At 67.2% G+C, this 19001-nt stretch carries 21 protein-coding genes; 7 read left to right on the top strand and 14 right to left on the bottom strand.

The features are described from left to right. Positions 1 to 241: 241 nt before the first annotated feature. From VQ065_RS31285 to prfH, 3 genes are all read left to right on the top strand, one after another. Positions 242 to 1042 carry a substrate-binding periplasmic protein gene (locus VQ065_RS31285; RefSeq protein ID WP_003121370.1) on the top strand — a complete coding sequence of 267 codons (801 nt, stop codon included), beginning with the start codon at positions 242 to 244 and terminating at the stop codon, positions 1040 to 1042. A gap of 367 nt (positions 1043 to 1409) precedes the next feature. Continuing rightward, entirely contained in the window at positions 1410 to 2549 is a 1140-nt protein-coding gene (locus VQ065_RS31280; protein WP_003096925.1) for an RNA ligase RtcB family protein, read from the top strand. Further along, positions 2546 to 3160 (top strand): peptide chain release factor H, encoded by a 615-nt coding sequence (prfH, locus tag VQ065_RS31275; protein ID WP_003096923.1) that lies wholly within the window; start codon positions 2546 to 2548, stop codon positions 3158 to 3160. Before VQ065_RS31280 ends, prfH begins: the two co-directional genes overlap by 4 nt. Positions 3161 to 3165: 5 nt before the next feature. Here prfH and VQ065_RS31270 read toward each other — a convergent pair whose 3' ends face one another. From VQ065_RS31270 to VQ065_RS31255, 4 genes are all read right to left on the bottom strand, one after another. Then, entirely contained in the window at positions 3166 to 3930 is a 765-nt protein-coding gene (locus VQ065_RS31270) for a TerC family protein (protein ID WP_003096920.1), read from the bottom strand. A gap of 20 nt (positions 3931 to 3950) precedes the next feature. Beyond that, positions 3951 to 5255: a CitMHS family transporter gene (locus VQ065_RS31265; RefSeq protein ID WP_003096918.1), complete on the bottom strand. Its 1305-nt coding sequence runs from the start codon at positions 5253 to 5255 to the stop codon at positions 3951 to 3953. 279 nt (positions 5256 to 5534) lie between these two features. Next, a complete protein-coding gene (locus VQ065_RS31260) occupies positions 5535 to 5897 on the bottom strand; it encodes a DUF2388 domain-containing protein (RefSeq protein ID WP_003096916.1) in 363 nt (120 codons plus the stop codon). Further along, on the bottom strand, positions 5894 to 6838 hold the full coding sequence (locus VQ065_RS31255) for an AEC family transporter (RefSeq protein WP_003096914.1): 945 nt from the start codon (positions 6836 to 6838) through the stop codon (positions 5894 to 5896). The genes VQ065_RS31260 and VQ065_RS31255 overlap by 4 nt, the downstream gene beginning before the upstream one ends. Positions 6839 to 6905: 67 nt before the next feature. Here VQ065_RS31255 and VQ065_RS31250 point away from each other — a divergent pair, with 67 nt between their 5' ends. Continuing rightward, complete coding sequence (locus tag VQ065_RS31250; protein ID WP_003096913.1) at positions 6906 to 7325, top strand: GFA family protein; 420 nt, start codon at positions 6906 to 6908, stop codon at positions 7323 to 7325. A gap of 107 nt (positions 7326 to 7432) precedes the next feature. On the opposite strand, the gene VQ065_RS31245 is transcribed toward VQ065_RS31250, so the two are convergent. The 10 genes from VQ065_RS31245 to VQ065_RS31200 all read right to left on the bottom strand — a co-directional run bounded on the left by VQ065_RS31245 (position 7433) and on the right by VQ065_RS31200 (position 16710). Beyond that, positions 7433 to 9391: a DUF7844 domain-containing protein gene (locus VQ065_RS31245; RefSeq protein ID WP_003096912.1), complete on the bottom strand. Its 1959-nt coding sequence runs from the start codon at positions 9389 to 9391 to the stop codon at positions 7433 to 7435. After that, complete coding sequence (locus tag VQ065_RS31240) at positions 9388 to 9708, bottom strand: DUF2388 domain-containing protein (protein ID WP_003114112.1); 321 nt, start codon at positions 9706 to 9708, stop codon at positions 9388 to 9390. Before VQ065_RS31240 ends, VQ065_RS31245 begins: the two co-directional genes overlap by 4 nt. Positions 9709 to 9751: 43 nt before the next feature. After that, positions 9752 to 10045, bottom strand: coding sequence for a DUF2388 domain-containing protein (locus VQ065_RS31235; RefSeq protein WP_003096909.1), 294 nt, complete (start codon positions 10043 to 10045; stop codon positions 9752 to 9754). A gap of 124 nt (positions 10046 to 10169) precedes the next feature. Next, positions 10170 to 10487, bottom strand: coding sequence for a DUF2388 domain-containing protein (locus tag VQ065_RS31230; RefSeq protein WP_003096907.1), 318 nt, complete (start codon positions 10485 to 10487; stop codon positions 10170 to 10172). Positions 10488 to 10582: 95 nt separating this feature from the next. Beyond that, a complete protein-coding gene (locus VQ065_RS31225) occupies positions 10583 to 10795 on the bottom strand; it encodes a DUF1127 domain-containing protein (RefSeq protein WP_003096905.1) in 213 nt (70 codons plus the stop codon). A 162-nt stretch (positions 10796 to 10957) separates the two neighbouring features. Next, complete coding sequence (locus tag VQ065_RS31220; protein ID WP_003096902.1) at positions 10958 to 11794, bottom strand: class I SAM-dependent methyltransferase; 837 nt, start codon at positions 11792 to 11794, stop codon at positions 10958 to 10960. Further along, positions 11788 to 12930 (bottom strand): acyltransferase family protein, encoded by a 1143-nt coding sequence (locus VQ065_RS31215; RefSeq protein WP_003096901.1) that lies wholly within the window; start codon positions 12928 to 12930, stop codon positions 11788 to 11790. The genes VQ065_RS31220 and VQ065_RS31215 overlap by 7 nt, the downstream gene beginning before the upstream one ends. After that, positions 12927 to 13790, bottom strand: coding sequence for a class I SAM-dependent methyltransferase (locus VQ065_RS31210; RefSeq protein ID WP_003114110.1), 864 nt, complete (start codon positions 13788 to 13790; stop codon positions 12927 to 12929). Before VQ065_RS31210 ends, VQ065_RS31215 begins: the two co-directional genes overlap by 4 nt. Next, positions 13787 to 15088 (bottom strand): glycosyltransferase, encoded by a 1302-nt coding sequence (locus VQ065_RS31205; RefSeq protein ID WP_023098915.1) that lies wholly within the window; start codon positions 15086 to 15088, stop codon positions 13787 to 13789. The genes VQ065_RS31210 and VQ065_RS31205 overlap by 4 nt, the downstream gene beginning before the upstream one ends. Then, the gene (locus tag VQ065_RS31200; protein ID WP_014604133.1) at positions 15082 to 16710 is read right to left on the bottom strand and encodes a glycosyltransferase; all 1629 of its coding nucleotides are present in this window, start codon (positions 16708 to 16710) and stop codon (positions 15082 to 15084) included. Before VQ065_RS31200 ends, VQ065_RS31205 begins: the two co-directional genes overlap by 7 nt. A gap of 11 nt (positions 16711 to 16721) precedes the next feature. On the opposite strand from VQ065_RS31200, the gene VQ065_RS31195 reads away from it, so the two are divergent. The 3 genes from VQ065_RS31195 to gmd all read left to right on the top strand — a co-directional run bounded on the left by VQ065_RS31195 (position 16722) and on the right by gmd (position 19000). Then, positions 16722 to 16958, top strand: a complete 237-nt coding sequence (locus VQ065_RS31195) for a hypothetical protein (RefSeq protein ID WP_003096896.1) — start codon at positions 16722 to 16724, stop codon at positions 16956 to 16958. Between the two features lie 159 nt (positions 16959 to 17117). Beyond that, positions 17118 to 18032, top strand: a complete 915-nt coding sequence (gene rmd, locus VQ065_RS31190; RefSeq protein ID WP_003096892.1) for a GDP-6-deoxy-D-mannose reductase — start codon at positions 17118 to 17120, stop codon at positions 18030 to 18032. Then, positions 18029 to 19000: a GDP-mannose 4,6-dehydratase gene (gene gmd, locus VQ065_RS31185; protein WP_003096890.1), complete on the top strand. Its 972-nt coding sequence runs from the start codon at positions 18029 to 18031 to the stop codon at positions 18998 to 19000. The genes rmd and gmd overlap by 4 nt, the downstream gene beginning before the upstream one ends. The last annotated feature ends 1 nt before the right edge of the window (position 19001 follow it).

Raw genomic sequence — 19001 nt, 5'->3', positions numbered from 1 at the left:
TCAGGCGAGTTGTAACACGAACGTCATATTTGGACAGGCGCCCCCCGCGGGAGTTCGTCTCGGCAGCCCGAGCGGCAGGGCGCCTACCCTTCATTCAAGCGTGCGCGCCGGGAAACGGCGAGGATTTTTTCGCCTTCCGTTCGATGCATGCGTTTGCGCCACAGGCCATGGAATTAGCCGACAGGAAGGGTATCCTTTGCACCTTTTAAAAAGCCCCGGTCTAGAGGGATACAGAGGAGTGGTGCGGATGCGATTTTCGGGGATCAGTGGCTGCCTCTCGGCAGCGGTGTTGGCGCTCGGGGTAGGGGGAGCGCCGGTGGTTCAGGCCGATGCGCTGGGCGATAGCCTGGAGCAGGCGCACATCCGCAAGGCGACCTTCGCCGCGCCGGCCTGGGAAGGCTATACCAACGCCGACGGCAGCGGTCTGTACTGGGACCTGCTGAAGCAGGTCTATGCGCCCTACGGGCTCGACGTGAAATTCATCAACATGCCCTGGAACCGCGCCAACAAGCTGATGACCGCGGGCTCCATGGTCGATGGCGTGCCGGGCGAGATCCCCGGCGTTGAGGGCAAGCTGTACGCCCAGTTGCCGATCGACATCGAGTACCACGGCGTGATGCATGCGGCGAAGACGCCGTTCTCCGGCCGCGCCAGCCTCACCGGCAAGCGCGTCGGCTGGCGCCACAGCTACAACCTGATCCCCGCGGAGCAGCGCGACTTCACCCTGGTCGAGTGCGTCCGCCCCGAGCGTTGCACCGAGCAGGTCCAGAACGGCGAGCTGGATTTCTTCCTCGACGAGCCGGACGAACTGGAAAAGCAGCGCAGCGAAGCGCATCTGCCGGCCGACGCCTACCCGATCGCGCAACTGCCGCCCGGCAAGGAGTCCTTCATGACCTTCGCCGACAGCGCCAGCGGCCGGCTCCTGCGCGAGGTCTACGACGCGCGGGTGCGGCAGATGGCGGCGTCCGGCGAGCTGCGGGCGCTCTACCAGCGCTGGAACAGCGAGGTGCCCGGCGCCGTGCAGGCTCTTTCGGCGCAGTGATGCGCCGCTCATTTCCATCGCGAAGCCTTTCCGGGGCTTGCGCGGTGGGAATGAAACGCCTAGGATTCGCCCTTCATTTCCCCCACTTACGCACCGCAAAGGAGGTTACATCGATGATTCAGTTCTCTACCCTTTGCAGGCTGCGCCTGGCCTAACGGCCACCGAAACCTACCGCTCGACCCCCTGCACCGCTGAACGATTCCCGCCCTTGCGTCCGCGCAAGCTTCCGGCGAGAGGTCATCGGCTGCCGCGGTCACCGCTCCCCAGGTTTTCACTTCTCCGTTAGACGCCCTTCGCCCTTCCGCGAGTGCCCGCTCGGCTTCGGTCTGCCCCCCGGATCTACCGTTTCAATCACATGGATTGGATTATGGGCAACTACATCAAGCCTTTGTCCGCGGGCGTCGCACTGATCGCCTCGGACAGCACCTGGATCGAAGGCAAGGCGATCCAGCAACTGCAAACCACCGCCGAGCTGGACGGCATGTGCCGCGTCGTCGGTCTCCCGGACCTGCATCCCGGCCGCGGCTATCCGGTCGGCGCGGCGTTCTTCTCCGTCGGTCGCTTCTATCCGGCGCTGGTCGGCAACGACATCGGCTGTGGCATGGCCCTGTGGGAAACCGGCCTGGCCCCCGGCAAGCTGTCGGCGGACAAACTGGAAAAGCGCCTGGGCAATCTCGACCTGCCGCTGGACGAGACCTGGAGCGACTGCATCGAAGCCCTGGATCTACCGGCCCGCGAGCACTGGCGCGCGCTCGGCACGATCGGTGGCGGCAACCACTTCGCCGAGCTACAGCAGGTCGAGACCGTGTTCGACCAGGCCGCCCTGCACGCCCTCGGCCTCGATGCCGGCCGCCTGCAACTGCTGGTGCACAGTGGCTCGCGCGGTCTCGGCCAGGCGATCCTGCAAGAGCAGGTCAGCCTGCATGGCCACGCCGGCCTGCTCGACGGCAGCCTGGAAGCTTCCGCCTACCTGGCGTGCCACGCCGATGCGCTGCGCTTCGCCGAGGGTAACCGCCAGCTCATCGCCCGGCGCATTCTCGAACGCTTGCGCTGCGACGGCCTGGAACTGCTCGACATCAACCACAACCTGGTGGCGCCGGCACAGGTCGATGGCGTCGACGGCTGGCTGCACCGCAAGGGCGCCACCCCGGCCGACCAGGGCGTGCTGGTGATCCCCGGCTCGCGCGGCGACTACAGCTACCTGGTGGAGCCTGTGCCGAGCGCGCAGAGCCTGTTCTCCCTGGCCCACGGCGCCGGTCGCAAATGGCAGCGCGGCGAGTGTCGGGAGCGTCTGGCGGCGCGCTTCAGCGTCGACCAGTTGGGCCGTACGCGCCTTGGCAGCAGGGTGATCTGTGGCGACCGCCAACTGATCTACGAGGAAGCGCCGGAAGCCTACAAGGGTATCGACTCGGTGGTCGGCGCGCTGCTCGAAGCCGGCCTGCTGCGCCTGGTCGCCCGCCTGAAGCCGGTGCTGACCTACAAGACCCGTGGGGAGTGCTGCCGATGATCCTGCTGCAACTCTCCGCGGCCCAGGGGCCGGCGGAATGCTGCCTGGCGGTGGCGAAGGCGTTCGAGCGGCTGTGCCTCGAGGCGGCGCAAGCCGGCGTCGAGGTCGAGGTAATCGAGGAAGTGGCCGGCGAGCGTCCGCGCACCTGGCGTTCGCTGCTCCTGGGGCTGCGCGGCACTGCCGCCGAAGCGCTCGCCGAGCGCTGGTGCGGCGGTATCCAGTGGATCTGCCCCAGCCCCTACCGGGCAAGGCATGCGCGCAAGAACTGGTTCATCGGCGCGGAGCGCTTAGCCGCGCCGCCGGCCAGTCTGGAGGGCGAGATCCGTTTCGAGACCCTGCGCTCTTCCGGCCCCGGCGGCCAGCATGTCAACACCACCGACTCGGCGGTGCGCGCCACCCACCTGGCCAGCGGCATCAGCGTCAGGGTGCAGAGCCAGCGTAGCCAGCACGCCAACAAACGCCTGGCGATCCTGCTGATCGCCCGGCGCCTCGCGGACCAGGCGAGCAGCGCGGCCGACGCGCTGCGCGCGGAGCGCCGCCGGGCCCACGGTCGGATCAGTCGCGGCGCGGCTCGCCGGGTATTCCGCGGCGAGCGTTTCGAGCCGGCCTGAGCGGCTCAGTCGCCGAGCACTTCCTTGCGCAGCTTCACTGGCTCTTCGCCCCGCTTGCGCGCGGCGGCGCCGCGCATGCGGATGTTCAGCGCCTCCACGGCCAGGGAGAAGGCCATGGCGAAGTAGACGTAGCCCTTCGGCACATGGACTTCGAAGGCTTCGGCGATCAGCACCGTGCCGACCACGATGAGGAACGACAGGGCGAGCATCTTCAGCGACGGGTGCTTGTCGATGAAGTCGCTGATGGCGCCGGCGCAGAGCATCATCACCAGTACCGCGACGATGATCGCCGCGACCATCACCGGCACGTGGGAGACCATGCCGACGGCGGTGATCACCGAGTCCAGGGAAAAGACGATGTCGATGATCGCGATCTGGATGATGGTGCCGATGAAGCCGCCCGCCGACCCCTTCGGTTCATCGCCGCTTTCTTCCTCGCCTTCCAGGCCCTGGTAGATCTCCGAGCTGCTTTTCCAGAGCAGGAACAGGCCGCCGAAGAACAGGATCAGGTCGCGTCCGGAGATGCCCTGGCCGAACAGGTGGAAGAGGTCGGCGGTCAGGCGCATGACCCAGGTGATCGACAGCAACAGCAGGATCCGCGTCACCATCGCCAGGGCCAGGCCGAAGAAGCGGGTGCGTGGCTGCAGGTGCTTCGGCATGCGCCCGACCAGGATCGAGATCATGATGATGTTGTCGATGCCGAGGACGATCTCCAGGGCGGTCAGGGTGAAGAACGCAATCCAGATTTCCGGGCTGGTCAGCCATTCCATGAAGCGGTCACTCGTCTCGGTCAGTTACTGAACAGGGGGAACAGGCCCAGCAGCAGGGCCATGGCGAGGATTGCCAGGCACACCAGCACGGCCCATTTCAGGGTGAAGCGCTGGTGGTCGCCGAAGTCGATCTTGGCCAGCCCCACCAGCAGGTAGGTGGAGGGCACCAGCGGGCTGAGCAGGTGCACCGGCTGGCCGACGATCGAGGCGCGGGCCATTTCCACCGGGGTGATGCCGTATTCGGCGGCGGCCTGGGTGAGGATCGGCAGGACGCCGTAGTAGAAGGCGTCGTTGGACATGAAGAAGGTGAACGGCATGCTCACCAGCGCGGTGATGGTCGCCAGGTATGGGCCCAGCGCCGGCGGGATCACCGCCAGCAGGCTCTTGGACATGGCGTCGACCATCCCGGTGCCGGAGAGGATGCCGGTGAACACCCCGGCGGCGAAGATCAGCGAGACCACTGCGAGAATGTTCTCGGCGTGTGCGCCGATGCGCTTCTTCTGCTCCTGGATGCACGGGTAGTTGACGATCATGGCGATGCCGAAGGCGATCATGAACAGCACCGGCATCGGCAGCAGGCCGGCGATCAGGGTCGCCATCAGGACCACGGTGAGAATAGCGTTGAACCACAGCAGCTTGGGCCGGCGCGCCTCCGGATACTGCGACACGCTGATCTCCGCCAGGTCCTCATGGTCGGTGGGCAGGTGCAGCTCGCCGAGGCGGGCGCGCTCGCGCTTGCCGTAGATCCAGGCGATGGCGAAGATCGCCAGCAGCCCGGCGATCATCGCCGGGATCATCGGCACGAAGATATCCGCCGGGTCGACGTGCAGGGCACTCGCCGCGCGGGCGGTGGGGCCACCCCAGGGGGTCATGTTGAGCACGCCGCTGGAGAGCATGATCAGGCAGGCCATCACCAGCGGGCTCATGCCCAGGCGGCTGTACAACGGCAGTACGGCGGCCACGCAGATCATGTAGGTGGTCGAGCCGTCGCCGTCGAGGGAGACGATCATCGCCAGCGCCGCGGTGCCCAGCGAGACCTTCAGCGGGTCGCCCTTGACCAGCCGGAGGATCTTGCGCACCGCCGGGTCGAACAGCCCGGAGTCGATCATGATGGCGAAGTAGAGGATCGCGAACATCAGCATCACGCCGGTCGGCGCCAGGGTGCGGATGCCGTCGAGCATCATCGGGCCGAGGCCGGCGGCGAAACCGCCGATCAGGGCGAAGGCGATCGGGACCAGGATCAGCGCGATCAGCGCGGACAGGCGCTTGGTCATGATCAGGAACATGAAGGTCGCCACCATGGCGAAGGCGAGCAGGGTCAGCATGGGTTCACTCCGGGGAAGACGGCGGACGGGCGTGCGGCGTGCGGTCAGCAGGCGGCGGGCGGGTGGCGTCGCGCGGACGGAGTGCGGCTGTAGGCGTGTGCGGAACGGGGCATGGCAATCACCATTGTTGTTTTTGTACGGGTAAGCGGGCGTCTCGTGGGCGCGCCGTCGTGTCCGGTCTTCTGCCGGTGGTGGGCGGATGCTACGGCGGGAAGCTTTCAGGCAGCTTTCGCTGGATAACGGCGGGAAACGTGCGGGTAATTTCGGATATATGGTCGATCAGGGCTGCCGCGCGAGGAGCGCCGCGGCCAGTTGCAGGTCGCTGTACCCGGCGTATTCCGGGGCCTGGCGCAGGACCTGCAAGGCTGCCTGGAGGTACGCGCCACGGATCGCACCTTCGCTAGCGACGAAGCTGGCGGCGTCGTCCCGCGCCTGGACGAGCTTTTCGCCCTCGTCAGCGCTGGACTCCTGTGCGCTGACGGTGCTGCCGATGAACGGGCCGACGGTGGTGACGGCCGCCCAGAAGAAGGTGGCGGCGCCGGGTTCGTCGTCGAATTCGGGAAACACCTTGATGAAACCGAAGGCCGGTTGGCAGAGCAGGCAGAGCGCCGTGAGGGCGGCGGCGACGCGTCCTGTCGTCATGGGCTTCCTTGCAGCACGAGGAGTACGCCGACCAGAGTGGCGCCGGAAAGCAGCGTTTGCAAGGTGATGATGCCCGCCATCAGGTGGCCGTCGCCGCCCAGTTGGCGGGTCAGCACATAGGCGGTGGGCGCCGTCGGCAGGGCGAAGAACAGCACCAGCACGGCGCTTTCCATGCTCGGCAGGCCCAGCCCGCGAGCGATGGCGAAGGCCAGCAGGGGCATCGCCAGCAGCCGCGCCGCGCAGTTCCAGCCAAGGGCCGCGACTTCGCCGCCGAGTTCCTGGGGTTTCAGCGCCGCGCCGACGCATAGCAGGCCCAGCGGCAGGCTGGCCACCGCCAGCAGGTTGAGCAGGCGATCGCTGCCGCCGGGCAGGCCGACGCCGGCCAGGTTGACCAGTGCGCCGGCGAGGCAGGCGAGGATCAGCGGGTTCTTCAGGATCGGCAGCAGCAGCGCGCGCAGGCTGATGCCGCGCTCGGCGGTCAGCGCCCAGACCGACATCACGTTCACCGTCGGCACCATCAGCGCCAGCATCAGCGCGGCCAGGGTCAGGCCCGGCTTGCCGTACAGGCTGCCGACCGCGGCCAGGCCGAGATAGGTGTTGAAGCGCAATACGCCCTGGGCGATGGCGCCGAAGCGCCCGGCGTCCCAGCCGCGCCAGCGCTTGCAGAGCAGCAGGGCGAGCCAGGCGACGCCGAGCCCGAGCAGTACGGCCAGGGCCTGGCGGGCCAGGCCGGGGTCGTCCAGCGGCGCGGTCGCCAGGTTGCTGAACAGCAGCGCGGGAAACAGGATGAAGTAGTTCAGGCGTTCTGCGGCAGGCCAGAAGGCTTCGCCGGGAAAGTCCCAGCGGCGCAGGGCGTAACCGCCGACGATGAGGGCGAACAGCGGCCAGAGGGAGTAGAGCAGAGCGGTCACGGGCACCCCCGGATAGTGGAATCCGCTCATCTTGCGAGGTGGCTGCGGCACAGGGCAAGTCCGGCTTATGCTGGCACTCCCGCGAGGAGGATTCGCCATGCCCGAGACCCATACCGGCGGTTGCCATTGCGGCTATCTGCGCTACGCCGTCGCCGCGCCGCTGGACGATGTCGCTCACTGCCACTGCTCGATCTGCCGGCGCACCACAGGCGGCATCGTCACCACCTGGGCCACGGTGCCGCGCGCGGCGTTCCGCTGGCTGGCGGGCGAACCGGCGGAATATGCCTCGTCGGCCAACTGCACGCGCTACTTCTGCCCGCGTTGCGGGGCCAACCTGGCGTTGTTCACCCGGCTCAGCGCCGATACCCTGGACTTCACCGTGGCCAGCCTCGACCATCCCGAGCGCGCCCCCGCCAACCGGCACATCTGGGTCGGCAGCCGCCTGCCATGGCTACACCTCGACCCGCAGTTGCCCGAAGAGGACGAGGAGTTCATCGCCGGAGCGGACGACCCGTGAGCGAAGACCGGAGGTGGCACCTGTAGGGCGAATAACGCAGAGCGTTATCCGCCGTCTGCGAGGCGCTGAAAGAGCGCTCGGGACCATGCGTCCTGCAGGCGCCTCCCTCAGGGCAGCATCAGCCCGCCGGCCGCCTTGTGCAGCTCGCGCAGGTGCGCGCCGACCTCCTTGATGTTGGCCTCGTTGGCTTCCAGCTCGGCGCGGCGCTCGGGATCGAGCAGGGCGCGGACCTCGCGGTCGAGGTCGTCGCTGAGCCGGCGCAGGCGCGCCTGGCGTTCGCGGGTCTGCTCTTCCAGGTGCTTCCACTCGGCGGCCTGCGGCAGGCCGTAGCCGCCCTCCAGGAGTTCCGCCGGACGACTGAGGAAGCCGCTGTCGTCGAGGATCTGCTGGAAGGTCTTGCCGGCCACTTCCAGGCGCTGGTCGCCGGCCGGCTTGTCCAGATGGCCGAGGTACAGGCGCTTCAACTCGTCCTGGGCGAGCAGCAGCTGGCGCCGCAGCGAGGCCTGCTCGAGCAGCAGCAGCGCCGCGCTGGCGCGCAGGTCGGCCTTGGCGAACCAGGGCTGGCGCTCCCTGGCCGGCAGCGCCAGCCAGTCCTCGACCTTGTCCTGGGGAATGTGCAGGCGCTGCTTGAGCACGTCGAACATCGCCTGGTAGCGGTCGCGGAAGGAGTCGAAGCGGTAGCCCAGGCGCAGGGCTTCCTTGGGGTCGTCGAGCACACTGGGATCGGCCAGCTTGCGGTTCTCCAGCATCTCGAGCACGCCGTAGGGGGTGATGCTGTCCAGGCTTTGCAGCGGTCGCCGGGGGATGCCGCTGCGCAGCAGCTTGAGGGTTTCCACCGCGCAATTGTTGGAGATGAAGTAGTACTGGCCGTCGTAGCTCCAGTGACTCTGCGCGGCGCGCTCGACCAGGCTGGCGACCTCCTCGCGGTCCAGCTTCAGCGGCACCGAGGCGAGGCTGCGCAGCTCGACCTTGGTGTATTCCTCGATCACCTGCGACAGCGGCAGGACGAATAGGCGCGACGGATAGGCGCCGGTCAGGCCGTCCCAGCTGGACAATTGCAGGTCGCCGACGAAGGCGCGGTAGGACAGCACCAGATGCTGGTCGAGGTCCAGCCGGCAGTCCGGCCCACGCGGCCGGCCGGGGGCGCAGATCACCAGGCGGAGCATGGTGTGGCCCCAGCGGCTGACCAGGTTGTCGTTGGCCTCGGCCAGCAGGTAGTCGACCTCGTAGACCCGCTCGGGGTCGAGCTGGCCCAGCGGCTGCTGGCCGAAGTCGCGGCCGGCGTTGAGGTAGGCGAAGCTCTGCGCACAGGCGCTGTGTTCCGGCGCCCAGCCGAAGCGTTGCTGGTAGTAGCGGTAGAGCGCCGGGCGGCGGCAGGCGTAGCTGGGATCGAGGAGGAAGTACTCCATGTTCACCGCGACGAACTCGCGCGGATTGCTCAGCTCGTAGACGTCCGGGCTGCGCAGTACGAAGCCATTGTGCGCCTCGCGCCGCCCGCGCTGGCCGGCGCGCTGCGGCCAGCCGGCGAGATCGAGCAGGCGCGGGTCGTCGGAGAGCGTGAAGCGGCGACCGCTCTGCCCGCGGCAATCGGTGGGCTGGGCGATCCGGCCGAGGGTTTCTTCCTGGCGCGTGCAGCGGCGGATCTCGCGTTTTTCCTCCGCCGACCACAGGCGCGCGCGATCGTAGACGTGGGTCAGCTCGTGCAGCAGGGTCGCCAGCAGCTCGCGCCGCTCGGTGCCGTGCACGCGCCCGGTCTGGCGGCTGGCGGCGCTGCCGTCGGTGAGATCGGCCAGGTACTTGCGGTTCAGCGCGATGCGCTGCGGGCCACGGGCCTGGCCCATGCCGTTGGCGGGCAGGTCGTCGCGCCACTCGACCTCGATCTCGCGGTCCAGGCGTTCGCGGAAGGCCGGCGGCAACTTGTCCGCGGCTTCGTCCAAGAGTTGCTGGCTGGCCTCGCGCTGCGCAGGGGCCAGCCCAGGCGCGTCGAGTTTCAGGCGCAGGGCCGCCGTCGCGTTGCCGGCTCCGCAGAGGGCCAGCGCCAGCAGCCAGGCGCAGGCCTTCCTCACAGGGCGAGAATGGCTTCGGCAAGTACCTGGTCGGAGGCTTCACGGGCTTCCGGCAGACGGCTGCGCAGGGTCCGCATCGCGGCTTCCAGCTGGGCGCCGCGAATGGCGCCGTCGCTGGCGACGAAACTGGCGGCGTCGTCGCGCGCCTCGGTGACCACTTTCATGTCGCGCACGGAAGTGGTGGTGTCGGAAGTGAAGTCGATGCTGCGGTCGAGGGCGCGGACGATGATATTGCTGGTCGCGACCACCGAGCGTGCTTCCGCGGCCGTGGCGCAGAGCGCCAGCAGCAGGGCGGCGAACAGGGGGCTATGACGCATGGAGCTACGGCGCATGGAGGTTCTCCGGAACGGTGGTGATCGCCTATTGGGCAAGAATTGCTTCGGCCAGTTCCTGATCGCTGGCCGCCAGCTCGGGGTGCGCGACACGCAACCAGCGCAGCGCCGCTTCCAGGCGCGCACCACGGATGCTGCCATCGCTGGCGACGAAGCTGGCCGCATCGCCCCGGGCATCGCGTAACAATTTGTTCTCGAACGGCGTGCTGGTCAGCTTGCTGGTGACGTAAAGGGACTTCGCGGTAAACGCCGTCGTGGTATCGAAGGCGTGCGCAGCGGGCGCCAGCAGGCAACAGAAGAGCAACGAGAACCGGTAACGCATGGGGTTGGGCGGAATAGGACTGGAACAGCCGCCAAGGCTAACGGAATGTGCGGCGCGGAGCCAGTGTGGCCGGTCGGCCAGGTCATCGCCGCAGCCGGGTGGCTGCGGCGGCGGGGCGGGCGACTCAGATGGTCAGGATCGCCTGGGCCAGTTGCATGTCGTTGGCGGCCAGGCTCGGCAGCTTGCCACGGATGTGGCGCAGTGCGGCTTCCAGGTGCGAACCGCGGATGTCGCCCTGGCTGGCGACGAAGCTGGCGGCGTCGTCGCGCGCTTCGAGGACGATCTTGTCGTCGCGGAAGGAATTGGTGATGTCCGAAGTGGCATTGGAGGTCATGCCGGTGGCGCGGACCAGGGTATCCGTGGTGACCACGAAGCTGCTGGCGAACGCGCTGGAGGCGCAGGCGAGCAGGGCAGCGGCACCGATCAGGCGCAGACGTTTCATGTGAGTTGCTCCGAACGAAGTCAGCGTAGACGGCCGCATCCGCGCGGCCGTGTCAACGCTGAGACTAACCAACTGTGCGCCACGTCACCAGCGGCTCAGCGCCAGAAAGGTTTCGAAATCTCTACGTAGCGTTCGCTCGGGCTGATTGCCAGGTCGGCGAGGTCGTGTTCGGACATTTGCGCAAGATGCTTGCGCGATCGAGCGTTTTGTCGCCAGGAATTCAATTTTTCCAACAGGGCGGCGAGATGTGGATGGGCGGCCGGGAGACCGCTGGAACTCCCGGCGTGCGGGTGCGGGGATGTCCTCATCGTGCGTTCCTTCCCATCCCGGGGATGGGGGCGGGGTGTGGAACCTCATGATGCGCCGGGACCGCTGGCTTGCTCAGGGGCAACCACGCGGGAGTTGGACGGAACAGTTCGGTGGCCCCGGCAACTGTTCCGCCCGGCTGTAGCGGAACTGTTCCGGTGGTTCTACGCCTGGGCGGGCTTGCGCGCGATGATCACCTGGCTCTTGGCGACCACGGCGTCCAGGGCCTGCTTGATGGCCGGGCCGCGCGGCGAGTCGAGCAGCGCCTGCCAGGTTCTGGCCCAGTGTTCGAGGAGGGGATGGTCGGGATTGCCGAAATCGACCTTGGCCTCCCAGAACAGCAGCATCCACAGCGACCAGTAGAAGCCGTAGCGGCTGTGGCTGAGGATTTCCAGCCCGGCTTCGCGCACCAGTGCGGCGAACTGCTCCTCGCCGAGCACGCGGATGTGGTTGGGTTTGCGGAAGTATTCGTCGGCGGCGAAGTCTTTCTGCAGGTCTTCCGACGTGGGATGCGGCACGCTGAGCAGATAGAGTGCGCCGGGCTGGCCGACCCGCACCAGCTCGGCGAGGAACTGCCGCGGATCGTCGACGTGCTCGATGACCTCGGTGGAGACCACCCGGGTGGCCGTGGCGTCAGCCAGGGGCAACGGGTCGCAGTCGCTGACCAGGCATTCCAGTTCGCGGGCCGGGGTATCGGCCAGGCGCTCGCGGGTCCTGGCGATCTTTTCCGCGTCGATGTCGGCGATGATGATGCGAGCGCCGCGCATGGCGCAGAAATGAACGTTGCCGCCGTCGCCGCACCCCACGTCGAGCACGGTGTCCTCGGCGGAAATCGGAAAGCCGCTGAACAGCTCGTCGGTCTCCTGGTTGAACCAGCCGCTGAGCACCGCGTCGCGCAACCCGAGCATGTACGGGTCGACCGGCGCGGGTGCGGGTGGCGCGGCGACGGGCTCGGTGGCGGGGCTGGGCGGCGAGACGATCTTCTTGAGGAAGTTCAGCATGAGGTGGCTCCGGAAGTGGTGGCGACGCGGCGGGCGGCGCTCAGGCGCTTGACCAGGCGGGAGCCCAGGTCGCGGCAGGGGCTCTCGACGAAGCGGTAGTTGAGCTCGCTGAGTACGACGATCAGGACCAGGCTGATGGCGAGCAGCGACAGGGGCCGCTCGCCGGCGTCCCAGCCCAGGCGGAAGCAGAGTTCGCGACTGAGATAGAACGCCGGGATGTGGATCAGGTAGATCGCATAGGAGCGCGCGCCGACCCAGACCAGCAAGCGCTTCAGCGGCCCGTTGGAGAGCAGGTAGTCGCGGTCGTAGGAGGCTATCCACACCAGCAGTCCGCACAATAGCGCGATGGCGCCGATCCGCACGGTGACCAGGCTGTACGCTTCGCTGGCCAGCACGCCCAGGGCCGCGGCCACGGCGGCCAGCAGCAACGGCCCGCTCCAGGCGCGGCCCAGCAGGGTGGGGTTCCAGCGGGCATAGCCAGGCTGCAGGGAGGCGAGGGCGAGCAGTACGCCGATGGCCAGGGCGTCGGTGCGCAATACCATCAGCAGCGGCGTGCGCAGGCTGAAGAACTGGACCAGCACCAGCGCCAGGAGGGCCCAGCCCAGGTAGCGACGCAGGCAGAGGATCAGCAGCGGCAGCAGGAGGTAGAACTGTTCCTCCAGGGAAAGGCTCCAGTAGACGAAGCTGGCACCGTATTCGTAGCGGTAGAAACTGTCGGCGAAGCGGAAGTTGGCGATCTGGAGGAAACCGGCGAGGCTCGCCGCGAGGTTGGCCGACAGGCTGCCGAAGGCTCCGGAGCGGTTCAGCAGCAGGCAACAGGCCAGGATCAGCGCCAGCCACAGCCAGGCCGAGGGCAGCAGGCGGAAGGCGCGGCGGATCCAGAAGTACCGCGCCTGTTCCCAGAATGCCTGGCGTGTGGGCGCCTCGCGCAGTTGCGGGATGAGGGTGCGGGCGATGACGAAGCCGGAGATGGCGAAGAACAGGTCCACGCCCCACCAGAACTGGACGCGCTGGTTGATGCCGTCCAGCAGTGCCGGGGAGCCGCTGAACAGGTTGCCGTGCAGATGGTGGAATACCACGCCGAGCGCGGCCAGCCCGCGCAACAGTTCGATGTCGAGGATGCGTTTGCCGCTCATGTCCGCGACGATCCGGGGTCGAGCGGCTTGCGCGCGATGATCACCTGGCTCTTGGGCATGAAATGGTCGAGCAGGTGCTTGATCTCCAGACCGTCGGGACGGGCCAGGAGGTTTTCCCAGAGCCGTGCCCAGTCTTCCATCAGCGCCGGGTAGGGCGGCTGGATACGGTCGCGGACGGCGCCGCCGAGCTCACGGCCGGCGGCCCGTTCGCTGGCCCAGAAGAAGATCATGCCCATCACCCAGAAGAAGCCGCTGGCCTGGCGGTGCTCGATGACCAGCCCGGCGTCCTGCACCAGGCGCGCGAAGTCGTCGCGGGAGAAGATGTGGATGTGGTTGGGCGCCCGGAAGTAGTCGGCCGGGGCGATGCCCTGCTGCAGGTGTTCGCCGACCGGGTCCGGCACGCTCAGCAGGTACTGCGCGCCAGGGCGCCCGAGACGCACGAGTTCGGCCATCACCCGCGCTGGGTTGGCCACGTGTTCGAGCACTTCCATGCACACCAGCTTGTCGGCGCAGGCGTCGCGCAGCGGCAGCGGGTCGCTGTCGCTGACCAGGCCGGTGAAGGGCCGCCGGGCCACTGCCTCGACCTGCTGCGCCAGGCTCCGCACCTTGTCTTCCTCGCTGTCGGTGAAGATCACCGAAGCGCCCTGGCGGGCGGCGAAGAGGGTGGCGACGCCTTCGCCGCAGCCGAGATCGAGCAGGGTGTCCTGGGCGCCGATGGCGAAGCCGGCGAGCAGTTCGCCGGTTTCGCTGCGGAACCAGCCATCCAGCACCGCATCGCGCAGACCGCACATGCGTGGCGACACCGGTTCGCTCGCCGCAGCGGGACGGGAACGCCAGCGTTGGAGCAGGGCGCGGATCATGCCGGGATGCTTTGCAAGGCGGCGGGGTCGCCTTGTGCCGCTTCGTCGAGGAAGCGACGCAGGCGCTCCACGGCCAGCTTGCGGCTGCAGAAGCGTTCGAGGCTGGCGCTGGCATGCGCGGACATGCGTGCGTAGCGCTCCGGCTCCTGGCGAGCGACCTCGAAACTGGCCCGGTAGGCCCGGCACAGCGACTCCCAGTCGGTGATGTAGCGCAGCGTGCGGTAGGCCGCACGCGGGTCGTGGGGCCAGGCGGTGGCTTCTTCCGAGGAGTCGACGATGAAGGCGTTGTCAGCGTCGATGTAGTCGATCATCGCGGTATTGCGCGGAGCCACGGCCGGCTTGCCGCTGGACATGAATTCCATCAGCGGCAGGCATTGGCCTTCGCCGTAGGAGGTGTTCACCACGTAGCTGGTGGCCTCGACCAGCCGCTCGTAGTCCGGGTCGGCGAGGTAGCCGTGGATCAGCACGATGCGGCAGCGGTAGGACTGGTTCTTGTACAGATGGTGAAGCATGTCGGCCAGCGCTTCGCCGACGTTGTGATGGGTCAGTTTCAGCACCAGGGTGGCGTCGGGCTCGTCGCGGAAGGTGGCGCAGAACGCGCTGATCATGTCCTGCCAGTTCTTGCGCCCGTCGTAGGGGTTGAACACCGAGGTGTAGATGACCCCGTCGAGGCTCAGCTCGACCTGTTTCGCCGCGCGGTCCGGCAGGGCCAGGACCTCCGCCGAGGGCTTGGGGTCGGCATGGACGGCCAGGTCCAGCTGGCGGCTGTCCATCAGCAGGCCGTCCAGGCGCAGGCGCACATCCCGGGCTTCGGGACGGCCCGCCTGCTGCGAGGCGCGGTTGGCGAAGCGATCCCAGACCGGCGCCGGCACGCTCAGTACCGGGTAGTCGCGACCCATGGCGGCGCGCACCACGTCGACCGTGAAGCTGGAGTGGGTGATGGCCCGTCCGCTGTGGCGCAGCACGTGTCGCCAGTCGTGGCGCGGTTCGCCGTGCCAGGTTTCGCTGGGCAGGGTGCTGAACTCCCAGGCGAACACCGGGATGGTTGGGCAGGCATGGTGGATCGGCGTGCGATGGGGCGGCGAGAAGGAGAGGAAGACGCAGGGTTCGCCGCGCTTGCGGCAGTCGTGGTAGAGGCGGTCCACCAGTTCGTCGGGATCGCTGACTTCGACCACCTGGCCGATCTCTTCCAGCAGCGGACGGAATTCCTTGAGGACGAAGTAATAGCTGTACTCCGGGCGCCCGAGGTTCTGCCGGATGGTGGTCTTGTTGGTCTCGGAGTGGATGATGATCAGCATGGAACGTTGCCTGTGGCGGTGGCCGCCAGTTCGACGCCGGGCGCAGGGGTTGCCTTGCGAGCGGAAAGGAAGGGTTCCAGGCGCTGGCGGACCACGTCGCCGGCGCAGTAGCCGCGCATGCGTTGGTTGGCCGCGGCGGACAGCTGCCGATAGCGCTCCGGCTGTTCCCGGGCCACCCGGTAGCTCTCCAGGTAGGCCTCCTTCAGGGACTCCCAGCTCGGCCGGTAGCGCCGGGTGCTGTACAACCGGCGCGAATCCTGCGGCCAGGCCGCGGGCTCCTGGCTGGAGCGGACCACGAAGCCCACCTGGGCGTCCATGTAGTCGGCCATCGCCGAATGGTCCGGAGCGATCGCCGGGGTGCCGCAGGACATGAATTCCATCAGCGGCAGGCACAGGCCCTCGCAGCGCGAGGTGTTCACGTAGTAGCTGGCGGCTCCGTACAGACGGGCGTACTCCGCGGCGTCGAGATAGCCGTGCAGGGCGATGACCCGGCAGGCGAACGGCGACAGTTGGGAAAGCAGGGTGAGCAGTTCGACGTGGTAGGTCGTCAGGTCGCTCTGGGTCATCTTCAGCACCAGCGTGGCATCGCTGGTGTCGCGGAATGCCCAGCAGAAGGCGGTGATCAGGTGATGCCAGTTCTTGCGCCCGTCCAGCGGATTGAACACCGAGACGTAGACCACCCCGTCCACGACGACCTGCTGGTGCTGGTCGACGTCCGGCAGCAGCGCCGGCGGATGCTCGGGCTCGGCGGGCGGCATCGGCTCGGTGGCCTGGGGCAATGGCTCCGGCAGCGTTTCCAGCGCCGTTGGCGGGGGCGGCAGCGGCCGGCGCAGGTGACGGAACAGCCAGCGGCGTACCGGTATGGGTACCAGGTCGCTGACGGCTTCCCGGTACCACAGCAGCAGGTAGTGCTTGCTGATGACCAGTCGGCGCCTCCAGTCGAGAGGAACCGGCTCTGGCTCTGGTTCTGGCTCAGGGACCGGTTCGGGCTCGGGCTCGGCGGGCGTCTCGGGGAGGACCTCGAAGATCTCATCCTCGGTCTCTTCCCTGATCGGTGCGATGAGGCCGTCGGCGGAAAGGCCCAGCAGGCGGCTGTCGATGACGCAGCCCTTGAGTTGCAGGGTCTCGCCGGACTTGACCGGATTCCGTTCGCCTTGCTGGCGGATCGCGGCGAACTCCTCCCAGATCGGCGTCGGCAGCGCCAGCACCGGAAAATCTTCGCCCAGCACCCGGCGAACCGCGCGGGCAGTCTGCTCGGAGAGGGTGATGGCTGCGCCATGGCCGGCCAGGACCTGGCTCCAGTCCTGCGCCGGATCGCCGTCCCACGCCACGTCGGGAATCGACTCGAACTCCCAGGCGACCACGCACAGCATCGGGCATTGCAGGTCCCGCGCCGCCTTGTGCGGCGGGGTGAAGGAGAGGAACAGGCAGTCTTCGCCCTGTTCATGCAGTTGCCGATAGAGCGGGTCGACTTCGTCCGTGCTCTGTACCAGGTGGACCTGTCCCAGCGATTCGAGGATTGGCCGGTAGGCTTTGAGGACGAAGTAGTAGCTGTATTCGGGGCGACCGAGGTTGTGGCCGATCGAGCGCTCGTTGATATCCGAGTAAAGGATGAAATTCATGGCATCTCGTGATGAAACTGCCCGTTCGACAGCTTGGTGGTGATGAGCGAGGCCAGGCGCTGCTTCGTTGTCCGGAAGCCTTCCCGGCGGACTGGTCGACCCATCGTGTTCTTGTTCTGTTATCGCAGCCGCGACCTGTTCGATCAACAGAACAGGAGGCAGTCAAGCACGAAATCGAGAGGCATTCTAAACATACCTTTCGCAAAAACGTGAAGGCTGACGGAGAAAACGTCATGCCGTTCGAGTGAGAACCTACCGGTCACGAATAAGCGGTTGAAATTGGCGCATTCTTGGCACAGATTGGAGCGCGATAATCAGAACAACACGCTATCCGGCATGACATCTGGAACGTCGTATTCCTAGGAAGAGCGTCGCCGAGCGTAGCATCAGATAAAAGGCCCGCTTCCTTGACTCAGCGTCTGTTCGTCACCGGGCTCTCCGGTTTCGTAGGCAAGCATCTTCAAGCTTATCTGGCAGCGGCCCACACGCCGTGGGCGCTCCTTCCCGTACCGCATCGTTACGACCTGCTGGAGCCGGATTCGCTGGGCGACCTCTGGCCGGAGCTGCCGGATGCGGTCATCCACCTGGCCGGGCAGACCTATGTGCCGGAGGCCTTCCGCGATCCTGCGCGGACCCTGCAGATCAACCTCCTTGGCACCCTGAACCTGCTCCAGGCGCTTAAGGCGCGGGGCTTCTCCGGTACCTTCCTGTACATCAGCTCCGGCGACGTCTACGGCCAGGTGGCCGAGGCGGCGTTGCCGATCCACGAGGAACTCATCCCCCACCCGCGCAATCCCTATGCGGTCAGCAAGCTGGCGGCCGAGTCGCTGTGCCTGCAGTGGGGTATCACCGAAGGCTGGCGGGTGCTGGTGGCGCGGCCGTTCAACCATATCGGGCCGGGGCAGAAGGACAGCTTCGTGATCGCCAGCGCCGCGCGGCAGATCGCCCGGATGAAGCAGGGCTTGCAGGCCAATCGGCTGGAAGTGGGGGACATCGACGTCAGCCGTGATTTCCTCGATGTCCAGGACGTGCTGTCAGCCTATCTGCGCCTGCTCTCCCACGGCGAGGCGGGCGCCGTCTATAACGTCTGTTCCGGGCAGGAGCAGAAGATTCGCGAGCTGATCGAACTGCTGGCGGACATCGCCCAGGTCGAACTGGAAATCGTTCAGGACCCTGCCCGGATGCGCCGGGCGGAACAGCGTCGGGTTCGCGGCAGCCATGCGCGACTGCACGACGCCACGGGCTGGAAGCCTGAAATAACCATAAAACAGTCCCTGCGGGCGATCCTGTCCGACTGGGAGTCACGGGTACGAGAAGAATGACAAGAAGTGCACTGGTAACTGGGATCACCGGTCAGGATGGAGCGTACCTGGCCAAGCTGCTGCTGGAGAAGGGCTACCGGGTCCACGGCCTGGTGGCGCGGCGCAGCAGCGACACGCGCTGGCGCCTGCGCGAACTGGGGATCGAAGGCGATATCCAGTACGAGGACGGCGACATGGCCGATGCCTGTTCGGTGCAGCGCGCGGTGATCAAGGCGCAGCCGCAGGAGGTCTACAACCTGGCGGCACAGAGCTTCGTCGGGGCTTCCTGGAACCAGCCGGTGACCACCGGCGTCGTCGACGGCCTGGGCGTGACCCACCTGCTCGAGGCGATCCGCCAGTTCAGCCCGGAAACGCGCTTCTACCAGGCTTCCACCAGCGAGATGTTCGGCCTGATCCAGGCCGAGCGCCAGGACGAGAACACGCCGTTCTACCCGCGCAGCCCCTACGGCGTGGCCAAGCTCTATGGCCACTGGATCACCGTCAACTATCGCGAGAGCTTCGGCCTGCATGCCTCCAGCGGCATCCTGTTCAACCACGAGTCGCCGCTGCGCGGCATCGAGTTCGTCACGCGCAAGGTTACCGACGCGGTGGCCCGCATCAAGCTCGGCAAGCAGCAGGAATTGCGCCTGGGCAACGTCGACGCCAAGCGCGACTGGGGCTTTGCCGGGGACTACGTCGAAGCCATGTGGCTGATGTTGCAGCAGGACAAGGCCGACGACTACGTGGTGGCCACCGGTGTCACTACCACCGTGCGCGACATGTGCCAGATCGCTTTCGAGCATGTGGGTCTGGACTACCGCGACTTCCTCAAGATCGACCCGGCGTTCTTCCGGCCCGCCGAGGTCGACGTGCTGCTGGGTAATCCGGCCAAGGCCCAGCGTGTGCTCGGCTGGAAGCCCAGGACCAGCCTGGACGAGCTGATCCGGATGATGGTCGAGGCGGACCTGCGACGCGTTTCCCGGGAGTAAG

The organism is Pseudomonas sp. KBN10P06128, from assembly GCF_037574945.1.
In the GTDB taxonomy this organism is placed as follows: Bacteria; Pseudomonadota; Gammaproteobacteria; order Pseudomonadales; family Pseudomonadaceae; genus Pseudomonas; species Pseudomonas aeruginosa.
The sequence above is the reverse complement of the archived record's forward strand: the minus strand, read 5'-3'. Positions and strand labels throughout refer to the sequence as shown.

What these genes read in the sequence shown, in the direction of transcription:
- VQ065_RS31280 (WP_003096925.1), top strand. Translation starts at nt 1,410, where the DNA reads ATGGGCAACTACATCAAGCCTTTGTCCGCGGGCGTCGCACTGATCGCC.
- prfH (WP_003096923.1), top strand. Translation starts at nt 2,546, where the DNA reads ATGATCCTGCTGCAACTCTCCGCGGCCCAGGGGCCGGCGGAATGCTGC.
- VQ065_RS31270 (WP_003096920.1), bottom strand. Translation starts at nt 3,930, where the DNA reads ATGGAATGGCTGACCAGCCCGGAAATCTGGATTGCGTTCTTCACCCTG.
- VQ065_RS31265 (WP_003096918.1), bottom strand. Translation starts at nt 5,255, where the DNA reads ATGCTGACCCTGCTCGCCTTCGCCATGGTGGCGACCTTCATGTTCCTG.
- VQ065_RS31260 (WP_003096916.1), bottom strand. Translation starts at nt 5,897, where the DNA reads ATGACGACAGGACGCGTCGCCGCCGCCCTCACGGCGCTCTGCCTGCTC.
- VQ065_RS31255 (WP_003096914.1), bottom strand. Translation starts at nt 6,838, where the DNA reads ATGAGCGGATTCCACTATCCGGGGGTGCCCGTGACCGCTCTGCTCTAC.
- VQ065_RS31250 (WP_003096913.1), top strand. Translation starts at nt 6,906, where the DNA reads ATGCCCGAGACCCATACCGGCGGTTGCCATTGCGGCTATCTGCGCTAC.
- VQ065_RS31240 (WP_003114112.1), bottom strand. Translation starts at nt 9,708, where the DNA reads ATGCGTCATAGCCCCCTGTTCGCCGCCCTGCTGCTGGCGCTCTGCGCC.
- VQ065_RS31235 (WP_003096909.1), bottom strand. Translation starts at nt 10,045, where the DNA reads ATGCGTTACCGGTTCTCGTTGCTCTTCTGTTGCCTGCTGGCGCCCGCT.
- VQ065_RS31230 (WP_003096907.1), bottom strand. Translation starts at nt 10,487, where the DNA reads ATGAAACGTCTGCGCCTGATCGGTGCCGCTGCCCTGCTCGCCTGCGCC.
- VQ065_RS31225 (WP_003096905.1), bottom strand. Translation starts at nt 10,795, where the DNA reads ATGAGGACATCCCCGCACCCGCACGCCGGGAGTTCCAGCGGTCTCCCG.
- VQ065_RS31220 (WP_003096902.1), bottom strand. Translation starts at nt 11,794, where the DNA reads ATGCTGAACTTCCTCAAGAAGATCGTCTCGCCGCCCAGCCCCGCCACC.
- VQ065_RS31215 (WP_003096901.1), bottom strand. Translation starts at nt 12,930, where the DNA reads ATGAGCGGCAAACGCATCCTCGACATCGAACTGTTGCGCGGGCTGGCC.
- VQ065_RS31210 (WP_003114110.1), bottom strand. Translation starts at nt 13,790, where the DNA reads ATGATCCGCGCCCTGCTCCAACGCTGGCGTTCCCGTCCCGCTGCGGCG.
- VQ065_RS31205 (WP_023098915.1), bottom strand. Translation starts at nt 15,088, where the DNA reads ATGCTGATCATCATCCACTCCGAGACCAACAAGACCACCATCCGGCAG.
- VQ065_RS31200 (WP_014604133.1), bottom strand. Translation starts at nt 16,710, where the DNA reads ATGAATTTCATCCTTTACTCGGATATCAACGAGCGCTCGATCGGCCAC.
- VQ065_RS31195 (WP_003096896.1), top strand. Translation starts at nt 16,722, where the DNA reads ATGAAACTGCCCGTTCGACAGCTTGGTGGTGATGAGCGAGGCCAGGCG.
- gmd (WP_003096890.1), top strand. Translation starts at nt 18,029, where the DNA reads ATGACAAGAAGTGCACTGGTAACTGGGATCACCGGTCAGGATGGAGCG.